Below are 20,942 nucleotides of genomic sequence, written 5' to 3' on the forward strand. Positions count from 1 at the left end.
GACCTGGCACTTAAAAGCGGACTGCATTCCGATGTCATTTTGTCCTAACACCTTCGAACAGTTTTCCAGGGCCTGCCACTCCTTTCATGAACATTTTTGTACAATTCGCGGCCCGATGGCGGGTAAACGTCCACATTCAGTTCCAGGTTCACTCAGTGGAGACCATCCACGGGGAAAGGGATTTGTCCATGCCAAATAAGAGGTTAATTATGCCTGAAGTACATCAGCAAGCGCGCGAAGTAGGCGTGCCCCATCACCACGCCAGGCACTGCCGTGCATGCAGGCCAGTGTAGTCGGGCTTGACGAAGCCAGCTTCTCAAGAAGCACCCCTGCGTTTTTGGTGTGTGAGAAATAATCCATTTGGTGGCGGAACGCCTCGCTTGGCCCAAGAATGTCCGACTCCGTTATAGTAGGATGGTCAGCTCCTCCCTGCGTGAACAGATCGCCGCAGAACAACGTGGAGGTTTCCTCTTCCATCAGTAAGCCGCACTCCCAGGCATGAGGGAGATGCGGCGTGTCGAACCAACGCACGGAGTGTTTGCCCAGAGTGAGCCGCTCTCCATCCGTTAGTGGGCGAGGCGCGAGATCGGCAAGATCATTGATCGAAACCATGGCCGCTACCGTCCCGCACAACGGCACAGCCTGGGGAGCAGCGGCCAGCCATTCGTTGAGTGACCCGCATTCGTCGGCCTCTACATGAGACAACGAAATATATCGAAGCTTCTTAACCGGCAACACGCTCGCCACCGCTTCACGCACGAATGGGAACATTTTTCTTGGGCCGGTGTGGAAGATCAGTGGTTCATCATCCACAATGAGGTATTGGTTAAACGAGAACCCGCCCGCACCTTCGATCACCACCGGTGTGTTAATGCGGTAAATCCCGTCAGCAATCTCATGCACGTTCGTTCCTGTTTGCTTATTCGTCATGGTCATGAGACTCTCCTGGTTACGGATTGAGAACCCCCCTTTAGGATACGAGATATCTACCTGGTTCCTTATAAAATATTCGAGCCTCACAAATTGTGATTTTTGTTTAACTGACTGAGGATGTCAAATTGTCATAGGGCTCATAGGGTTGAGCTCTAAATTGTCTGGACCGATTTGGTCTCCTCAATCTTAAATTAATGCGACGGTCCCGGCTTCTTTGGTATCTTATCCCTGTCTCGGAACAATCCGTCCTCAGGCCTGCAGGGCCATTAAAAAGGATAACCAGGAAGCGAGTTTCCCTCACCCATTTTTAACCAGGAAACTTCTATTTGCAGGTGAATGAAGGGAGTGGCCAACCATGTCTGATTTTGAAAAGCTCGGAGTGTTTTATTTAGGGAGGCCATACGACCTCGCCACCAAATCAGCAAAACCCGGCCTCCTCCTTTATGACTCGAAAGATCTGGTCACCCATGCGGTCTGTGTCGGCATGACGGGTAGCGGCAAGACCGGCTTGTGTATTGGCCTGTTGGAAGAAGCCGCCATCGACAATATCCCGGCCATCATTATTGACCCCAAAGGCGATATCGCCAACCTCTTACTGACCTTTCCCGATTTGCATGGGAGCGATTTTCTTCCCTGGATCAATCACGATGACGCAAAGAAAAAGGCCCTCACGCCGGAAGCTTTTGCGGACAAGGAAGCAGCCAAATGGAAAGCGGGTTTGGAATCCTGGGGACAGGATGGAGCCAGAATCGCGAAACTCCGGGAAGCAGCGGACTTTCTGGTTTATACCCCAGGCAGCACGGCAGGACTTCCTGTATCCATTCTCCAATCGTTTGCCGTGCCCTCATCCAACATTCTTGAAGACGCAGAACTTTTAGGGGACCGGGTGGGCACCACGGCGACCAGCTTACTCAATCTGGTTGGTCTGGATGCCGACCCCCTGCAAAGCCCCGAACATATCCTGCTTGCCAATGTCCTGAAAACCTCCTGGGAAGCCGGACAGGACCTCACGCTTTCCTCGCTCATCCAACAAATTCAAACCCCGCCGTTTTCAAAGTTGGGCGTGATGGATTTGGAATCGGTTTTTTCCTCGAAGGATCGCTTCGCATTAGCCATGCGTTTTAATAATTTATTGGGAGCGCCAGGGTTCTCCGCATGGCTGGAGGGGCAACCGATGGATATTGATCAGATTTTGCATTCCCCAACCGGCAAGCCCCGCATCGCCATTTTTTCCATCGCGCACCTGAATGATACCGAGCGCATGTTTTTTGTCAGTCTCCTCCTCACTCAAATGGTCAGTTGGATGCGAAACCAATCAGGCACCACCAGTCTGCGCGCACTCCTCTATATGGATGAAGTCTTTGGCTTCTTTCCTCCTATCAAAAACCCGCCATCCAAAGCCCCGATGCTCACCATGCTAAAACAAGCTCGAGCCTTTGGCCTGGGCGTCGTGCTCGCGACTCAAAACCCGGTTGACCTGGATTACAAAGGGTTGGGGAATACGGGAACGTGGTTTATCGGACGACTCCAGACCGAACGGGACATGGCCCGCGTATTGGATGGATTGGAAGGCGCGGCGGCCAACAGTCAAGGACACTTCAACCGTCAGAAGATGGAGCAGATTATCTCCGGCCTCGGGAACCGGGTGTTTCTTCTGAACAACGTCCATGACGACGGGCCGGAAATTTTTGAGACCCGTTGGGCATTGTCCTATCTTCGAGGGCCGTTAACCCGGACGCAAATCAAAACCCTGATGGATCCGGTAAAAGCTTCACTTTCCAATCCTGCAGCTTCACCCGCATCCACCAAAATCCTAGCTGCCGCTTCTCAATCTCATACCGGAACACCTCCTCAAGGGAACGCCACGCATCCACCGGTTCTTCCTCCGGACATCCGCCAATATTTCATACCCATTCGGGGAGCCAGGTCCGCAGACGTTTCACTCATGTATTACCCACGACTGTATGGTGCCGCATCGGTCCATTACCAGGATGCCAAAACGAAATTGGATGAAGTCCGTGAGGTCCAAGCCCTTGTAGAGATAACCACAGGCCCGGTACCGGTCCATTGGGATCAAGCAGACGCTCTCGATATTCCACCTGCCGATTTGAATACCCATTCTGCTGACAGAGCACAGTTCGGGGAGCTGCCAGGCGCCGCCACCCAGGCAAAATCCTATAAGGAATGGGAAAAGGATTTTGAGGATTGGATCTACCGGACGCAGACCTTGGACATATACAGAAATGCCTCCTTAGGGATGACTTCCGACCCGCATGAATCGGAACGTGATTTCCGCCTTCGATTACAACAGCTCGTCCGCGAACGTCGGGATGAGGAGACCGACGCACTCCGAAAAAAATATGCCGGAAAAATGACGACACTCGAAGACCGGATCCGGCGGGCCGAACAGGCCGTCGAACGGGAATCCGAGCAAGCCAAACAACAAAAACTTCAAACGGTTATTTCCATCGGCGCGACTCTCTTATCGGTATTCATGGGCCGTAAGACCGTCAGCCGGTCTTCGATGGGCCAGGCCACGACCGCCGTTCGAGGCATGAGCCGAACCATGAAAGAAGGCAAGGATGTGGACCGTGCCGAGGAAAACGTGGACGCCCTTCAACAACAATTGGCTGCGTTAGAGGCGGAGTTACAAGAAGAAATTCAATCACTAACCGCACAGTGGGATGTCGAAACCATTCCCCTGGAGACTCTCAATGTGCGCCCCAAAAAGTCGAATATTTCGACAAAGTTGGTGTGTTTGGCATGGATCCCCTATTGGACAGGAACCAACGGCCAACAGACTCCAGCGTGGCTTTGATCCCCTAGAGTTTCCAGCCAACGATTTGGCCATTCTGGTTTCTTTTAGAGCGCCATATCCCGTATCTTATCACCTACGGCTGATGCGGCATCATCAATGAGCGACTGCAGTGGGAGCCATTGACCCACCGCTCACTGATCTTTTACCCGTGTGTCCATGCATTTGATTGTTCATCAGGAGGTCTTGCCATGGAATTAATTCAACAACTCGTCAATAATCTGGGTGTTAATGAAGGCCAAGCCAAAGGGGGCGCCGGTCTCTTATTCAATCTGGCCAAAAACAAATTAGGCGCAGGCGAATTCCAACGACTGGCGGACAAGGTCCCAGCTGTCAAGGACCTCTTGGGAGCAGCACCCGCTTCCTCCACAACAGCCTCTGCCGGTGGCAGCATGATGGGAGCGTTAGGAGGCCTCGCCTCTTCACTCGGAGCGGGGGGATTAGGCGAGAAGATGGGGGGATTGGAAAATCTTGCTAATTTGGCAAGTGGATTTTCGCAACTGGGATTAAGCCCCGACATGATTGGAAAATTTCTCCCGATCGTCCTTTCCTTCGTCCAAAATCAAGGCGGGGATTCCATGAAGGGTCTACTGGAAAAAGTCTTAAAGCCTGCGGCTTCGACTACCTGATGATTGTTCCAAGGAATATGAACCCTTTGCACAAGGATGCCATGATGTACTTTCACACTTCTTCAGGAGGTTCTTGGAGACTCTTTCCTTACCTGACATGGTTAATCATGCTCTTGGGTCTGAGCACTTTTGGTTGTCAGAGTATCTATTATGATGCGATGGAAAAAATCGGGTACCACAAACGCGACCTGATGGTCAGTGATGTGGAAAAAGCTCGGGATGCCCAACAGGAAGCCAAAGAACAATTCAAATCCGCACTTGACCGGTTTACCAAAACCCTCAACATTGAGGGGGGTGAATTACAGGATAAATACGACGTCCTGAATGCGGAATACGAACAGAGCGAGGCCAAAGCCCAAGCGGTTCGGGATCGCATCGCGTCGGTGGAAGATGTCTCTGAGGCCTTATTCGATGAATGGGAGGCTGAACTGAAAGAATATTCCAGCGCCGCCTTGCGCAAAAACAGCCAAAAGCAACTTACGCAAACACGCACCCAATATGCTCAATTGATCAAAGCCATGAAACGGGCGGAAACAAAAATGGATCCGGTCTTGGCCAAATTCAAAGACCAAGTCCTCTTTCTGAAACACAATCTGAATGCCCAAGCCATCGCGTCGTTGAAAAGTGAGTTGGTATCGGTGGAAGGCAACATCGCCTCTCTCATCAAAGAAATGGAAGCGTCTATTCAAGAAGCCGATTCCTTTATTGCCTCAATGGAGAAAGAAAAGGCCTAACAATTTAGGCCCCTGTCCGTTTCAACGTGTCACTCGACCTGCCGGCAATTGGCAGGAGAGTGACACATATCGTCGTTCATCCTGACTCACAAGGAGGGTCCTCATTGGGCATCATATCCTGGATCGTGTTCGGCCTCATTGCAGGGATCCTGGCAAAGGTCATTATGCCGGGAAAGGACCCTGGCGGAATGATTATCACCATCTTGATCGGGATATCCGGCGCCATGGTGGGCGGAATGATCAGCACGTATTTTGGCTATGGCGATGTCACCGGTTTTAATTGGCCCAGTTTCGGCATTGCCGTTGGCGGAGCCTTCCTCCTTCTTCTTGTCTATCGCCTAATCAAAGGAGGGTAATCATTCCCCTACCACCAATCATCAACTTCCGTTCCCCACTCTGTGTCCCTAGCCTTTCCCTTTCCCGATAGTTTCAATCCGGCTCTGATTGTAACCGCTGTCATTGAGAAAAGGTTCCCCGTTTCCCTCGAATTAAAAAACCCCCAATTAGGTATCCCCAAAGGGTCTGTTGAAAAAAGCCGCCAGCGGCGTTCTCGCCATTTTTCCGTGCTCACGTACTCAGCGTACGCTCCGCGCGTAAAAACGGCTGTGGCCTTGCTGGACGGACTTTTTTGAACCGACCCGGAGCCTTTGATGAGTAATCTAATCCTGGGCAAATTTGTCCTTGTTAATCTTAATTATTCAACACTCCCCCAAAATAAATGCCATTCCTTTATTTAAGGCATGAAGTTGACTAAACTCTTAGGTAATAGCCGCTATCCGGCATAGGAGCCTGGACGGATAATACAGAACATAAGGCTCTTCGCCCTTTTCTAGGGTTCGCTAATCTGTATGATCTGTCTTATCTCCAACAACGAAAAAGGTCTCGTCGCGTTCCGGCAATAGGATTCTTTCTCTTCCATGTCCTCCGATACCCCCAAACAAGATACGCTTCCTTCGGCAACACCACCACGATCGAGGAAAGCCTTAAAATGGTTCGTCTGGTTAGGCCTGGGCATACTGGCCCTGTTTTTCTGTGCAGGTCTGTTACTGACTTATTGGTTTCCTTCGGACATGGTACGACAGGAGTTGGAAATTCGGCTCTCCGAGCTTGTTCAAGGAACGGTCCGAATTCAATCTCTTTCGTTTAATCTGCTGACCGGCCTTCAAGTCAATCAATTAGAATTGACCAAACCGGGCCAAACCCCGCTCACACTCGAACACCTGACACTGGATTACAGCCTTTTCGGATTGCTGCAGGGCACCTTCACCATCAACGAAATTTCCATCGATCAGGCTGACATATCACTCAATCTGCCTGAACTCACAAAGGCCGCACCGGAACCACCTCCCCCACCCTCTTCTGAACCGGCAGCGCTTCCCACTCTTCCCGTCTCGATTGATCTGGAAACCCTTAAAATTATCGAGAGCAATATTCAGCTCGTAGTATCGCCCGACCTCACAGTGAACCTGACCCATCTGAATCTCCATAGTTCGGGAGGTGTATCATCGGATGATGCACATCTCAACGGCACGCTGAAGGTTCAGCAAGTCGCGGTGGCGCTTCAAGGGAAACACATTCAACTCCCCCTGGTCGTGAAATTTGACACCGCGATTCATCTTCCGACTCAACATCTTGATCTAAAACAGCTCACCATTGAATTGGATCCGGCCCTTCACCTCACACTCTCCGGAACCATCAACGAATTCTTCACCCACAAAACTGTAAATTTTTCTCTTGCCGATACGAATCTTGACCTCGGAAAAATTATGGATCTCGCCAAAGATTTTGTACCGCAGGAATTTGCCACGGCTTCAGTTGGGGGAAATCTGTCTCCCTCATTCACCCTCACCGGCTCACTTCCCGACTCCGGATTTGAGGGGACCATCCACGCGGGATTAGACGGGAAAAATGTGGAATTGCATCTGCCAGGCCACGCCCTGACCGTGGGCCCCACAGATCTGGCATTCACCGCCAAGAATCTTCAGATCAAGGAGAATCTCCCCTTGATGGGAAACGTCTCGGCCAAACTTTCCATGCATGATCTAACGTTTCAAGCCTATGGAATACAAAACTTTGGTTTAAGTCTCCAGAGCGACTACCAGGCCTCAGGCCCATTTTCGGGAAACCTGCAGATCTCCGGGACCACGGCATTACCCGGCGACCTACTTGGCACACCGCTCACTCTTCCTTTTGCCGTGACCCTTGATACCAGTGGCAATCATCACACCCGTCACATTGAGGTGAAGCATCTGAATGCAGACCTCAAACCTTATGCGACCTTACAGATGAACGGCGTATTACAACCTCATCCTGCCCCGAAGGAAGGTATGGATGCCTCACTGAAACTACGTCTGTCACCAAAAATTAACGCCTTACTCTCCCTTATCCCCAAGGACCGTCTTCAAGGACTCGTTTTCCAGAAAGGGTCCGAACCGGATACCTTTGTGCTGCATGCCACAGGAGCACTTCATCCGGATTTCCGTCCCGAATGGGCAAAAGCGACGGCGGCTCTCAAGCTGTCCTCTCTTCAAGCTCACGTGAAACCCTTCGGCGCAGAAGGCACCATGCACCAACTCACCTTCCTGCTTTCTTCCGGCTATCAGGCAACCAATGGTGCGATTCAGGGAACGGTCGGATTTTCGTCAGATTTCTCTGACCTCCATGCGGCTGACATGGTGACAATCGGGACCAGCCATGTGGTCCTAAAATCTAATTTCCAAGGCCATCTCTCGCCGACCTATCAACCCACCAGCCTTCGCTCGGAAGACAAACTCCAGGTCACGCTCGGCAACCTGACCTACCAGGATGCCTCCCTGACGGCCACCCTTCCTTCAATCAGACTGTCATTAAAAAGCAAGGAAGATGTGTTCAAACAGGATTATTTACTGGAGAGCCTGCGACTGACCAGCGAAGAAATATTAGATTTGGTCATGAAAGCCCGGTATCAGCAGGAGAGCCAACAATTTGATGTGGATCTGCAGCTACCCCTCCTCCATGTCGGCAACCTTCTCCCGCATCTGTCGGGACCGCTCATGAAGGGATTGGATGAAATCAATCCAAAAGGACGGGTCAGTCTGACTCTGCGGACAGCGGGTAGGGTTCCCAAGGAAGATGATCTCAAGAAATTGACCCTTCCGTTGGGAATCAATGGAAAACTGACGATGCGGGATCTTGAGGGAGCCGTCTCGGGATATCGGGTTCAGGGAGGCAACGGCAGCATGACCATGGCCTATTCGCCACGAGCCACACCTCAAACCCAACTCACAACGGATCTCACACTCAATCGGATTCATCTGCCGGATACCCTCCCGTTCAGGGAATTAGCCAACACATCCCTACACGTGAACATGTCGTCTCCGGATCTCAATGAAGTCCAGATTGACCCGATCCATGTGACATCAACGGGAGTCGACCTATCCATAAAGAGCACGGTGGTCGGCTTGCGGGAGCTGTTGTCCTCCACCTCGCCTCGTGGCACCCAATTGGCAAAACTCTTTGCCCAACTGCACACCCGCCTGGCTCTGGATGTGGAAACTTTTCAAGAAGCACTCCAACCATTGGGGATACAGGGAAACGGCAAGGCCCTGGTCACCCTTTCCATGCTGAAAAAAGAACAAGGAAGTCTGGACGCCTCTGTGGAGATCGGGTCTGAAACACTCTCCCTGACTCGGGATGGCACGGAACTCCATGACATGAACGGAGGAATACAGCTCAGAAAATCACTAGCCTGGAAACCGGATGGACTCCCGTCTCCGCCGAAAAAGCCATTTCAACCGTCCGACCGCATTGCCCAGCTCAAATCGTTTTCCCGGAAAGGGCAGACCCTCACCATTGATCGTCTTCAGCTCGGGCCACTCACAGTCGAAAACCTTTCGACGAATTTGGCGTTTGAGCAACAGTCCCTGAAAATGCAAAATCTCGCTATGAACCTGTTGGGTGGAGGGATTGGGGGAAATGTCATCATTGCCGCCGAACATCCCTTGCGTCTATCGGCGGAGTTTGAAATAGCGAATCTCGATGCCAACCGCCTCATTCAGACAGAATCCAAAATCATCGGGGATAGCAACATCGCCGCCACCATTGGACTCACGACCATATTGCAGGAAACCACGGGAGCCGTGGATTTGAGCCGTTTAGAATGCAACCTGCACATTACGCACATCGGAAACGAAGCGTTGGATCGCCTCCTCGTGTTCCTGGACCCGGAAGGAAGCAAACCGACGATCTCCCATGTTCGTGCGCAACTGAAATTCGCGAATCCCTCGCGGGTCATGGTGGAAATAGCCAGAGGCCAATTGAATCTGACAATACATTTCCAAGGCAACCTGATCCCCACCTTTAGACTGGAGCGCATCCCGATCGCGAAAATGAAAAACATCGAAAAACTCACTGCCGCCATTCCCAACTGGGAAGACCTGGCCAAGGTGCTGGAATTAATCGGAGCCGAAACCTACTCGTTCACCCCCGAAGGAGAAATCGTCCTTCAGTAAGTGACAATCCTTTTAGCTATTGTCAGGCTGAGCTGAAGACGAAGCATCTCGCTAGGCCATGGGCCGGTGGAGCTGGGCTCAGATCCTTCGCTTTACTCAGGATGACAAAGCCGAGGGACCGGATAATGATCGACCCACAGTATCGTTGTCATGCTGAGCTGCAGGCGAAGCATCTCGCTAAGCCATGACTCAGTTGAGCTGGACACAGATCCTTTGTCCGACTCAGGATGAAAAAGCGGAGGGGCCAAACCAGCAGATGAAACAATACTGTGTGTATATCATGACAAACCAATCCGGCACTTTATATACCGGGGTCACCAATGCTCTCACTCGTCGAATCTATGAACAACAGGCAGGGAGAAGCCGGACATTTCACAACGAGATACCGCATCACACGATTATTGTACTTCGAAGAAACTCGGGATATTCATGCGGCACTCAATCGGGAGAAACAGCTCAAAGGCTGGACGCGCGCAAAGAAGCTGGAATTGATTAATACAAACAACCCAAAATGGGTGGATCTTTCTGCAGATTGGGATATGTCATAGATTGTCATGCTGAGCAGCGCGAAGCATGTGGCTAAGCGGTGGCGTGGTTGGGCTGGGCTCAGATTCTTCGCTTCGCTCGGAATGACAAGATTGAGGGAGGGAAGGACGATCAACGCCCATTTCACCCTTATGTATTTTTAGTTGTCATGCTGAGCTGAAGGCGAAGCATCTCGCTAAGCCAGCCAAGGCCCGCGTGAGCTGGGCTCAGATCCTTCGCTTTACTCAGGATGACATGAATCTGGCTCAGGATGACCATTTGGAAATTTTTCTTCAGCGGCTTTCTGGAATTTGATAAGATAAATCAGACCTTACCCTCTCAAGGAGCTGATTAGTTATGTCCCACCCCCCATTATCGCCTCAGAGCACGGCACACACGTTTTTTTTCCATCCTAAGTCCCTGGTCATGATGACCCTCCTTCTGACCACCCTCACAGCGTGCGGTGGTCCTTTAGTCGGAGTGACCGTGGTTGATGAACGCACAGCCCTGGAAAACCAGGTGCTTGGGACGTATCAAGAACTCAATCAGCAGGTCATGCTGGTGGCGTCCGTTCGCTATATCGATCCGAAGGGAAAATTGAAACAGACCCAGGAACTTCCTCCTGGGAAGAAAGACGTCGTGCGTGCCCTCCAACGAGTGTCTTTCAACAAAGATGATCTCAATCGGTATAAATCATTGGGAATTATCGGAGAAAATAATGAAGGTGGTGTCACCCTCCTGGAGCCGGAAAAAATCCAACCGGACGATCGCGCATTTGTTGAAAATTTGATTAAGGAGGAGAATGAGGATCGGCTCGCAATTATGAGCCGGATTGTTGAAACCAACGAGACTCTGACACCTTCAGAATTACCACGAGTCCACAAAATGTTTGCCGCACTCAATCGGGATAAAGCCCTCAAGGGAGAACGAATCCAATTGGACAATGGGACATGGACTCAAAAAGACGCCACACCCTAACTCAAGACCCGACGTTGCGAGGTGGTCACCTTTCTCACGCTTCCCAAGAGGCCCGAAAGAAGCCATCAGGAAGAAATGAGAAAAGATCGTTTCAGGTTCACGGAGCCCTATTCGGCTTGATAGCCTTCACCGGTCTGATGGGATTGCTGGGCTCCTCCCCACCCGCTCTGGCTGCGACACCTGAACGCCTGACCACTCACCCGGCCCTGGATTATCAACCGTCTGTCTCTGTGGATGGACAGACGCTTGCATTCGTTTCTACTCGTTCAGGAAATTCGGATATCTGGGTCCAAACCCTCAAGAGTTCCGCCCTCACACTTCCCCGACAAATGACTACTCACCCGGCCAGTGATCAGGAACCGGCCTTGAACCGGGATGGTACCCGTCTCTTGTATGTGTCGCATAAGTCCGATCCCCGTGGGGATGTGTACCTCCTGGATCTGATTACCCGTGAGGAACAACGCCTGACGGACTTATCCAGCGGCGATGGGTCCCCTCAGTGGGATCAAGAAGAACAAGGATTTTTTTATCTCAAAAGCGATCCACTCCAAAACACCTCCGCCATCTACCGGAAATCTTTTGCCAACCAGTCGGAAGAATTGGTCGTGCCCCAAGCCTCCAGCTTTTCCGTGAATGGTCAGGGACAGCTTCTGTATTCCAATGGTGCTTTTCTGACCTTATTGAATCTTCACGACAACAGCTCCACCTCATTCGACCAGGACAGCCATGCCCTGGATCTCTGGCCTGCCTTGGACCACAACCCCGTTGATCCCACCATGAATCGTCACCTGGTGTTTACCCGATATGACCGGGATACCAACGATGACGGGCTGGTTGATACCGATGATGAATCGTCCATTTGGATGAGACTCTGGGACCCGCAGCAGGCGGAACTCCAAAGACTCTATCGGATCACTCCGGCGCACACATTTCATCTTTACCCTGCCGTGTCCGGGGATTTCCTCTACTACTCCGACCTGAAAGCCGGAGATATTTTCCGGATGGACATACCGACGTTTCTCAGGGATTACGTTGACCTCGATCGCGCCAAATCGCTGGCCGCCTCATATCAGGATCACGGGCAACTGGATCTCGCGCTCCTGGTTCTGGGAAATATTTCTCACAATCTGTTAGCACAACAGCCTCCTGACGCACGGGCGGAATTTGATTTTTCACTCGCCGAAGCACAGACACAGGAAGGAAATTTTCCTGCAGCCCGCGAATCCTTGGAGCCCTACACCCGCCAACCGGGACGGACCGGTGCGTTGGCCCGGATATATACCATCGTCTTGCGGGTCCAGGAGCAGGCTCAAGGCATCAGCTCCGCGGCCAGACGCCGGTTAGTCACCACCGGCGTGAACGATTTACTGACCATCGGGCAGGAGCACCGGGACATGGATGAGGTATACGGTCAAGCCCTCATTGAAGCCGGACGGCTCTACCTCTTTGCGGACGATCCCCTGACCGCCTTGGAGTACCTCGTCAAAGTCGAAGATCTGCACAATAAAGAGATTCGAGCCAAGGGTCTCTTCACCAGAGGGGAAGCCTACCGGATTCTAGGAGACGCTCCCAATGTGATCCGCGTGTTCGTGGATGTCATTCAATTATTTGGCGAGCGTTCCTCCTGGGGCAAACGTGCTATCCAAAAAGTCGTGACTCTCTCTCAACAGGGTGAAACGGCACGTGAGCGCCTAACGGCCTTGAACAGGATCATCCCCCAGTATCCTGATCTTCCTGTCCTGATCGCCACCACCCGCTTAACCATCGCCGATCTTTATCACGAACAGGGAGAACAACTGTCCGCTCTGGAAACTCTGGATTTCGTCATCCCGGTTCCCGACCTTCCCAACGAACTCGTCATCCAGGCCTATCGTAAAAAGGCCGCCATCCTTTCAGAATCGGAACGGTACCAGGAAGCGGCGGATACCTATGCCGCCTTGAGTCAGTTTCCCGGAGAAAATCAGACTGAACTCGAGGGAACCAAAAGCCTTCTCATTTTACAATTGGTGAAAAAAGCCCTGAAGGACCGGAAGATCGGGGAAACCCGCATCGCCGCCAAATCGCTGAAACAGCTCATCGAGCAATATCCGGAATCCGTGGAAGCCCATCGGGCGTATATTGAAACCAAAGTCATGCTCAAAGACACGGCGGAGGTCCAGGACTGGTATACCAGCTTAGTCAAGACCCATCCTGATCACGCGGTCTATCAGTATGGGCAGGCCCTGGCCCTGTCCTATTCCGAACCGCCCGATCTCCCGTTAGTGATCCGCCTCCTCCAACGTGCCATGAAAAAAAATCCCGCCCTGGGGTATGTCCACCAAACCCTGGGATGGGCCTACGAACAAACCGAACGGACATCCGGCAAACAAGGCTACCTTGAGAAGGCCGAGCAGGAGTATCGCATCGCATTGGAACTCAACGATGCCGGTCGTTTTCCCGACGTGGAATCCCAACTGCTGTTGAATTTAGGAAATACCTACCTGGCCCTCTCGAATGCCCGCGAAGCCTATCGACATTACCGGCAGCGTGAGGAGCAATTCACCCCGTCCGGCGAGACCATCACCGAATTGCTCTATCGTAAAAATTATGGAGAAGCCTGTTTTAAAGCAGGACGCACAGAGGAATCGTTGGTGCAATATCAAATGGCCCTACGGAACGTCCCTCCCGAGCAACCAGGCCTACAAGCCGAAATCCTGGAACGCATAGGCTTGTCCCATCAGGACATTGGACAATATGCCAAAGCCATTGATGCCTTCTCCCGGGCCTTGGTCCTCAACCGTGAGTTAGGGCAGGAACAAAATGTCACATTGCTCCAGAGAAATATCGGGGTCAACCTGTTTAACCTGAGCCGCGCCAGCGAAACGGGTGGACGCGAGGAACTCAAACAGGCTTTGGAAAGTTACTTTACCAGCCTGGACCACCTCACCACCGGCGGCGGCAAAACGCTTTCCAAGGGACCAGGCCTATTCAATGTAAATGTGGCCCTCAATGAAGGCGGGTCTCAAGCGGCCAGCGGGTTCGACCTAAAGGGCGAACAAAAGCTCATGTTCAGTTATATCGCCAGCACCTACGAGCAATTAGACGAACCGGGTCCCGCTCGAGATTTTTATCGGAAAAAACTCGCTCTTCTCAATAAGGGAGCATCGACTGCGCAGGATGCGGCAACCTTGACAGAAAAAGCCATTGTCCTCAACCGGCTGGGAGTGCTTTCCCACCAATTAGATGAGCCTGCACAGGCGATGGAATCCTTTCGCCAATCCTTGAATTACACCCGGACGTTGAACATCCCGTTTGGGACCAGCGTCAACATCTATAATCTTTCGACATTAGCCGTCGAAAGCCTCTTACAAGGCCACACCCCGGACGACAGCCTTGTGGAAGCCATCACCTCGGGCATTCAGGATCTCCAACAACGAAACTATGAAGACCGCAACCTATTCTTCACCCTCACCAACACCGCTATGCTGCTGTCTCTTCTTCCCGAACCATCCCCGGACCCGCGCCTCAAGCCGGCTGATGCCGTCCAACGCATGCATGAGCAGTTCACAACCAGGACGCTTCCGTGGTCGTATTATCAAAAGGCCGACTCGCTCCTACAGAAGCCGGCCCTCTTTTCAGATTCAGAACGACTTCCTGCTCAATTTCTGGTGAAGTTGAACCAGGCCGAACTGGCACGCACATCGGATCAGTCTCAGGTCTATCGCAACATTCAGGACGACTTACTCAAACTGGTGGAAGACCGGCAATCACCCAATAGCTGGTTGTGGTATCTGTCTCAAGCCGAAGCAACCGCCGATCCCCTTGCGCACAAGAAGCTTCTCGCACAATCCGTTGAGGCCGTCCTTCGTTTTCCCGCGCAAACCGACCCCCCCACGGGGCAGACCAACACCTGGCCCGCATACGAACGTCTGATTCAGCTCTCGGTTGACCAATTGATTGAAGCAGGCCGGCCCGACGACGCTTTTGCCGTGGCGGAGCAACTGAGCATTCGACAAATGACCAGTGCCGTCTATGAAGCCCTGGGAGAGAAGGTCTTTCTCAAAGGCTTGGGGGATTATGAACCGGAATTACACTCGTTGCTCGGGGAACTCCGGCAAGCCAGAAATCACGGAAACGTCGCAGCCATAGAAGAACTGGCTCCTGCCCTCCAGGACACGCTCTATGCCCTGTTTGAAGAATATCCCTGGGCCACCGCCTCCTTCTGGGCCTATCCTCCGACCAGAGACCTCATATTTTTGGGAGTGGACGCGCAACACCCCTACCTGAAAATTCTCAAAGGCACGCAAGGCTATCATGGCTTTGTTCATAACGGAGACACGCTCCATTACAGTTCGCTGGTGGTCACCGAAAAAGGGGTGATGGGGGATGAAGAATTTCACAACCGGCTCAAACAATCCGCCTCTGCCTATGTGGCGATGCCGCAGGAACTGGAATCCACTCTCCCTTCCCTGACGCTCGATCAGAAACCGCTCACGTGGGTCAGCAACTTTTATGATTTCCTGAATGGCTATCATCAGCGCAGCCTCTTTTTTTCTCACATCACCACCCCAAGCACGTTTCTCCCTTCCACGCCTTCCAGTGCGGGGGAAATTCCTTTTGTGCTCCAGCAATTTCGCGGGGTCGAGACGCACGACCATCCGCTGGCCAGCCACACCAACATTGCCGCGTTTCTCAAAAATCCTGAGACATTTGCCTTTGAAGTACAGGAAGATCAAAATGTTCGGGAATTTGTCTCCGTGCTTGATTTTGCCGGCAGTCAACACCATTCGATCCTGCTCTTCGGCGGCGTTCCGTCCTCATCGCCTTCTCCATGGGTGCTGATCTCCTCGCTCCTGCGGGCAGGATTTCCTCATGTCATCGTGAGCCGGACACCGCTCGATTCCCCAACCGCCACCAGGTTTCTGAATAAATATCTCACGCATCTCAATACGCTTCCTCCCGATGAAGCCGTCATGGCCGCATCGAAGGATATCTGGGGACCGGATACTGACACCTATCCCTTCCGCCACTATGGGTTTGCCGGCATGGGTCCGGACGAACGCCAGGAATATGCCGCCTCCATCTATGACCAGGAAGTGGCAGAAGCCATTCACGCATTTGAGACCAAAGACTTTCCCGGCTCTCTGCTGCATATCGAACATGCGCTCGCCCTTATCGAGCATGCCAAAAAACGAAAGGATTTCAAGGAACTCACCACCCTGGCGGTCGAAACCGCCTTTGAAGTCAGCGATTATGAAAAGGGGCTGTTCTTTCAACAGAAACTCCTGGATGCGCTCACGCCGGATACCCCGGCCAACGAACGGGCTGAGGCGGAATATCGCCTTGGCATTCTGCATTCCCGTCTCGAACATTTTGACCTCGCCGTGCAACACCTCGAACAGGCCAACCAGATCTGGGAACAAGGCGAACAGCTTGATCGCCTCGCGGAAGGCATGGCCACATTGGGTATTGTGCGTGAAAATATGGGTGCCTATTCGGAAGCCCTGGACCAATTCAACCAGTCGTTCTCCCTGTATCAGGAAATCGGGGAAATGGGGCACACGGCGTTTCAATACCGTCGAATCGGTCGTATTTATTACCTTCGATTGGGCCGGTATGAGAGAGCCCGTGACAACTTTCTGGCCGCTCTCAAGCTGTATCAGGAACAAGGCGATCCCCAGGGAGAGGCCGAAGCGCTCTATGAAGTGGGATTGACCTATGAAAAAGTCGGTCTCTTCGACCAGGCCGCAGAACGCTACCACCAGGCCCTCTCGATTGCGAAAGAACTGGAGGACCCCAAGCTCCTCACAACGGGCGATCTCTACCTCGCCAATGTGGCCTGGTTCCAGGGGAACTATCAAACCGCCTTTCAACTCTTAACCCAGGCCGACAAAAAAGCCGAACAGGCCAATGACCCGCAATTACGCATTATGGTGAAAAATACCCGCGGGCTGATTTACTGGACACTGAATGACACCGACAAAGGACTGGTCCATTTACATGACGCGGTCACGCTCAGCCGGTCTTCCAATATTCAAACCGAGTTAGCCTCCTCGCTGAACAACCTTGGCTTGATCTACCGGCAACGGGGCGACCATGCCGCCGCGCTGGACTATTTTCAACAGGCGAAAACGCTGGACGAGTCCCTGAAGAGCCAATGGGGATTAGGCTACGATCATCGGAATATCGGCATCTCCCTACTGGCCCTGGGACAGTTAGAAGAGGCCGAAAAGCATTTCATCAAAGCCGAGCAGATCAGCTCCGAGATCAACAATGTCATCAATTGGGTCAAGGCCCTGCTGGAACTGGGCAATGTCAATAAGGCGCTGCTCCGACCCGAACAGGCCCTTGGCTTTTACGAGCGGGCGCATGAGATCTCCCAGCGATACGGGATCAAGGAAGTGGAATGGCGGGCCGCTGCGGGCAAAGCCACTCTGTTGAGGGAGGAAGGAAAGCTCCCGGACGCCCTGACCTGGTTTACCAAAGGGGTCGAGGTGGTGGAAGGCATGCGGGCCGCGCTGAAAATTGATGAACTCCGCAATAGTTTCCAGACGAACAAGCTGGATCTGTACCGGGACATCATCACCCTGCTCATTACCATGAACCGGACTGATGACGCTTTTAATTTTCTCGAACGCTCCCGATCCCGAAGTTTTATCGATTTGTTGGGCAATCAAAAACTCGAGTTCAAAAACCAGGGAGACCAGGAAACCTGGACCAAAATCAACAGGCTGGCTTCCACAGTGGATTCCCTCAAATCGGAACTGGGATCGTATGAGGAACCCCCTGCCGACCTTCAGGAGCGGTATCGCAACACCAAGGCCCTGTATGAGGAGGCCATCCTGGAAGTCAAACAGGAGAATCCGGCACTCAGTAGTTTTGTGGCTGTGGATCCGCTCAATCTGGAGGGCGTGCAACAGCTCCTGGCGCCACGAGTGGGACTGCTCACCTACTTTTTAACAAAAGACCAGCTCTACCTGTGGCTCATGACCAAAGAGCGGACTATCTTTAAAACAGTTTCAGCGAAGGAGGAAGATCTCACCCGCCTGGTGACCCGCTATCGGCAACTCGTTCAGCATCTGGAACCGGTTGATGATGAATTACAGAAACTCTATGGGTCTCTGATTCAACCAGTTGAAGCCGACATCACCAACCTGGAGTATTTGGGAATTATTCCCGATGGACCGTTACACTTTCTCTCCTTTGCCGCACTCAAACATGGTCCGGCGTATCTGGTGGATGAGATTCCGCTCTTTTACGCACCCTCGGCCAGTGTCTTTCAATTCACCTTTGCCAAACGGCAGGCCGTTAAAAATGACAAAGTCCTTGCGATCGGAAATCCGGATTTGGGAAATTTCAATTACGATCTCCCGCTGGCCGAATTAGAGGCCAAAAGCATCAAATGGAATTATCCCAACATGGATATTCTGACCGGAACGAAAGCCACGAAAGAATGGGTGGTGAAGAATATCTCCCGATATGGCATCATCCATTTAGCGGCCCATGGGGAATTCGATGAGGGCAATCCGCTGTTGTCCTCACTCTGGCTGGCTTCAGAAAACCCCGAAAACCGCCGACTGACCGTCAAGGAGATTTTCGGTTTGGAATTAAACGCGGACCTGGTGACGTTAAGCGCCTGCCAAACAGGCCTGGGCAAACTGGAAGCCGGAGAGCTCATCGGCCTGAATCGCGCATTTGTCTATGCCGGCACGCATGCCCTGGTGTCCGCCCTGTGGCGGGTAGATGATCTCTCCACCTCGGTGCTCATGAAACATTTTTACCGGAATTACGTGACGGCGAATAAAGCCAGAAGTTTGCGGCAAGCACAACTCCTCGTTAAAAAGGATTTTCCCCACCCATCCTATTGGGCCGGGTTTAGTTTAATCGGAGACTATCAATAATGGGTGTGTTGAAAAAGCCCGCCAGCGGCGTTCTCGCCCCTTTGTCATGCTCACGTACTCCCATGTACGTTCCGCGTGCCAAAGAGGCTGCGGCCTTCCCTTCGGGGGGGCCTCAGGACAGGACTGGACGGCCTTTTTGAACACCCCTTCATTAGCTCCCTTAATATATGAATGATATCCCAATGATTAAAACTCGTGAAAATTTTGAATAATCACGCCCTAATCCCACGCTGAAAGGGGGCCTCATGCCTGACCGTATCGCTCGAGTTATCATCGGAGTCGTCTTCTTCACGTTGGCTGTCTGGATATTTCCAACGACCAATTGGGCTGCCACTCTCTACGCCAAGCAGGATGACGTCAAAGTTAATGCGGAGAAATCTCCGACCTCCGCCGTCATCGCCACCCTGGCGCTGGGAGATGCCGTCACCGTGCTAGCCGAAGAAGGTCGATTGGCCAAAATCAAAACCGCCACAGGAAAAACCGGCTGGGTGTTTAAATTCCGGCTGGCAGAAGAGAAGCCTTCCACCGGTGGTGGCGGACTTGGCCTCTCAGGCCTCACGGGACGGAAAACCATTGCCGCGCGAGAGTCACGGGCAGGAGGCAGCATTCGAGGCCTCAAGGAATCCACCGAACAATATGCCAAAGCCAAAAATATCAAAAAGGAAGACCGTGATGCCGTGGATCGCATGGAAGCCTTTTCCATTGCCCCAGATGAATTGATGCAGTTTAAAAAAGCTGGGAACTTAGGAGAATTTTCGGGAGGTGTCCAATGAATACCGGAAAAATTTTGGCGGGTGTCAGCATTCTAAGTCTCCTCTTGTCTACCATGGGATGCGCTGGATCGCAATCCGGGGAATCGTCACAACAAACGGATCTCATTGGAGGTCTCGGAGCGGCCCTTGGCATGAAACAACAGAAAATCGATCTTCTGAAAAAAGGCGTCGGCGTCGTTCAAGCGATGGAGCCTATCGGAGAAGAAGAGGAGATTACGTTGGGTGAAGCGGTCGCGGTAGAAGCCTTTAGCCGTTTTGGCGGGGAATACTCCAATCCAGCCTGGACACGCTATATCAATCTGGTAGGAAAGACGGTGGCGGAAGTCTCGGACCGGCCAACCCTGAACTACCATTTCGCCATTCTGAACAGTCAGGAACAGAATGCCTTTGCCGCTCCCGGTGGCTATATTTTCATCACCGTCGGGCTATTGAAGACCTTGAACAATGAAGCCGAATTAGCGGGCGTGTTGGCTCATGAAATCGCCCATGTCACCCAAAAACACATGCTGGATGCCATTCGCCGGGGATCCCTGATGGGCAGTGTCTCGGAATTGACCCTCACCGCCATGAAACAGGATCCGGCCATGTTCTCCAGCGTCATCGACGAAATGACCGACCTCTTGTTCACCAAAGGTCTGGACAAAGACAAAGAATTCGAAGCCGATGTGGTTGGGGTAGAGTATGCCTATCGGGCAGGCTATAACCCGCAAGGCCTGGAAGATTATCTGCAGACATTGGCCAAAGAAGAAGGACATGTGGAGTCCAAGTTTTTCACCACGCATCCTTCCACCACCCTCCGCATCTCCAAAATCGATACGCTTTTAAAAGACTATTCCGACATCAAAAATCTGCCATTTCTCACAGAGCGCTTTCATCAATACGTGAAGGCGGGATAAGGCTTGGGAAGTTTGAGAATTCGCTAGTAGGTAAACGCATTGCACTGGTTCTCTCTCATATGCCCACGTGATGTTTTGGGTTGCCGGGTTTCGCCCCGGCAGGCGAGGTCCTTTTCTTTCGGGAAAAGGACCCAAAACCAATGCCGCCCCGTCCGGTCTCATTCAGATGGGACGGACGCGAGCTTTAGGAGGCGGCCTAACTCGCTGAGCTCAAACAAAGTCCGCCGGTTTATAAGAGCGTCCGACCCAAGGACCGGACGGCAGGCGTCAGTCATCAGCGAGGGGGGTC

At 52.3% G+C, this 20,942-nt stretch carries 10 protein-coding genes and 1 pseudogene; 10 read left to right on the forward strand and 1 reads right to left on the reverse strand.

Translation table 11 applies throughout. The features are described 5' to 3' along the window. Window positions 1-207 precede the first annotated feature (207 nt). Window positions 208-936 (reverse strand): MBL fold metallo-hydrolase, encoded by a 729-nt coding sequence (locus H6750_18445; protein MCB9776287.1) that lies wholly within the window; start codon window positions 934-936, stop codon window positions 208-210. 352 nt (window positions 937-1,288) lie between these two features. Between H6750_18445 and H6750_18450 the strand changes: the two genes are divergently transcribed. The 10 genes and pseudogenes from H6750_18450 (at window position 1,289) to H6750_18495 (ending at window position 20,653) form a co-directional block, all read left to right on the forward strand. Beyond that, window positions 1,289-3,751 (forward strand): ATP-binding protein, encoded by a 2,463-nt coding sequence (locus H6750_18450; protein ID MCB9776288.1) that lies wholly within the window; start codon window positions 1,289-1,291, stop codon window positions 3,749-3,751. Window positions 3,752-3,939: 188 nt separating this feature from the next. Continuing rightward, complete coding sequence (locus H6750_18455) at window positions 3,940-4,377, forward strand: DUF2780 domain-containing protein (protein MCB9776289.1); 438 nt, start codon at window positions 3,940-3,942, stop codon at window positions 4,375-4,377. Between the two features lie 44 nt (window positions 4,378-4,421). Further along, on the forward strand, window positions 4,422-5,111 hold the full coding sequence (locus tag H6750_18460) for a DUF2959 domain-containing protein (protein ID MCB9776290.1): 690 nt from the start codon (window positions 4,422-4,424) through the stop codon (window positions 5,109-5,111). Between the two features lie 104 nt (window positions 5,112-5,215). After that, on the forward strand, window positions 5,216-5,467 hold the full coding sequence (locus H6750_18465; protein MCB9776291.1) for a GlsB/YeaQ/YmgE family stress response membrane protein: 252 nt from the start codon (window positions 5,216-5,218) through the stop codon (window positions 5,465-5,467). Between the two features lie 561 nt (window positions 5,468-6,028). Next, window positions 6,029-9,601, forward strand: a complete 3,573-nt coding sequence (locus H6750_18470; GenBank protein MCB9776292.1) for a hypothetical protein — start codon at window positions 6,029-6,031, stop codon at window positions 9,599-9,601. Between the two features lie 256 nt (window positions 9,602-9,857). Then, a pseudogene (locus H6750_18475) lies at window positions 9,858-10,149 on the forward strand (GIY-YIG nuclease family protein). A 334-nt stretch (window positions 10,150-10,483) separates the two neighbouring features. After that, a complete protein-coding gene (locus H6750_18480; GenBank protein MCB9776293.1) occupies window positions 10,484-11,104 on the forward strand; it encodes a DUF1318 domain-containing protein in 621 nt (206 codons plus the stop codon). Beyond that, window positions 11,077-18,984: a CHAT domain-containing protein gene (locus tag H6750_18485; GenBank protein MCB9776294.1), complete on the forward strand. Its 7,908-nt coding sequence runs from the start codon at window positions 11,077-11,079 to the stop codon at window positions 18,982-18,984. The genes H6750_18480 and H6750_18485 overlap by 28 nt, the downstream gene beginning before the upstream one ends. 245 nt (window positions 18,985-19,229) lie before the next feature. Beyond that, window positions 19,230-19,757: an SH3 domain-containing protein gene (locus H6750_18490; protein ID MCB9776295.1), complete on the forward strand. Its 528-nt coding sequence runs from the start codon at window positions 19,230-19,232 to the stop codon at window positions 19,755-19,757. Next, window positions 19,754-20,653: a M48 family metalloprotease gene (locus H6750_18495; GenBank protein ID MCB9776296.1), complete on the forward strand. Its 900-nt coding sequence runs from the start codon at window positions 19,754-19,756 to the stop codon at window positions 20,651-20,653. The genes H6750_18490 and H6750_18495 overlap by 4 nt, the downstream gene beginning before the upstream one ends. The last annotated feature ends 289 nt before the right edge of the window (window positions 20,654-20,942 follow it).

The sequence above is a fragment of the Nitrospiraceae bacterium genome (genome assembly GCA_020632595.1).
Lineage (GTDB): Bacteria > Nitrospirota > Nitrospiria > Nitrospirales > UBA8639 > Nitrospira_E.

Coding starts and splice junctions, on each gene's coding strand:
- H6750_18445 (MCB9776287.1), bottom strand. CDS start 936: ATGACCATGACGAATAAGCAAACAGGAACGAACGTGCATGAGATTGCT.
- H6750_18450 (MCB9776288.1), top strand. CDS start 1,289: ATGTCTGATTTTGAAAAGCTCGGAGTGTTTTATTTAGGGAGGCCATAC.
- H6750_18455 (MCB9776289.1), top strand. CDS start 3,940: ATGGAATTAATTCAACAACTCGTCAATAATCTGGGTGTTAATGAAGGC.
- H6750_18460 (MCB9776290.1), top strand. CDS start 4,422: ATGTACTTTCACACTTCTTCAGGAGGTTCTTGGAGACTCTTTCCTTAC.
- H6750_18470 (MCB9776292.1), top strand. CDS start 6,029: ATGTCCTCCGATACCCCCAAACAAGATACGCTTCCTTCGGCAACACCA.
- H6750_18480 (MCB9776293.1), top strand. CDS start 10,484: ATGTCCCACCCCCCATTATCGCCTCAGAGCACGGCACACACGTTTTTT.
- H6750_18485 (MCB9776294.1), top strand. CDS start 11,077: ATGGACTCAAAAAGACGCCACACCCTAACTCAAGACCCGACGTTGCGA.
- H6750_18490 (MCB9776295.1), top strand. CDS start 19,230: ATGCCTGACCGTATCGCTCGAGTTATCATCGGAGTCGTCTTCTTCACG.
- H6750_18495 (MCB9776296.1), top strand. CDS start 19,754: ATGAATACCGGAAAAATTTTGGCGGGTGTCAGCATTCTAAGTCTCCTC.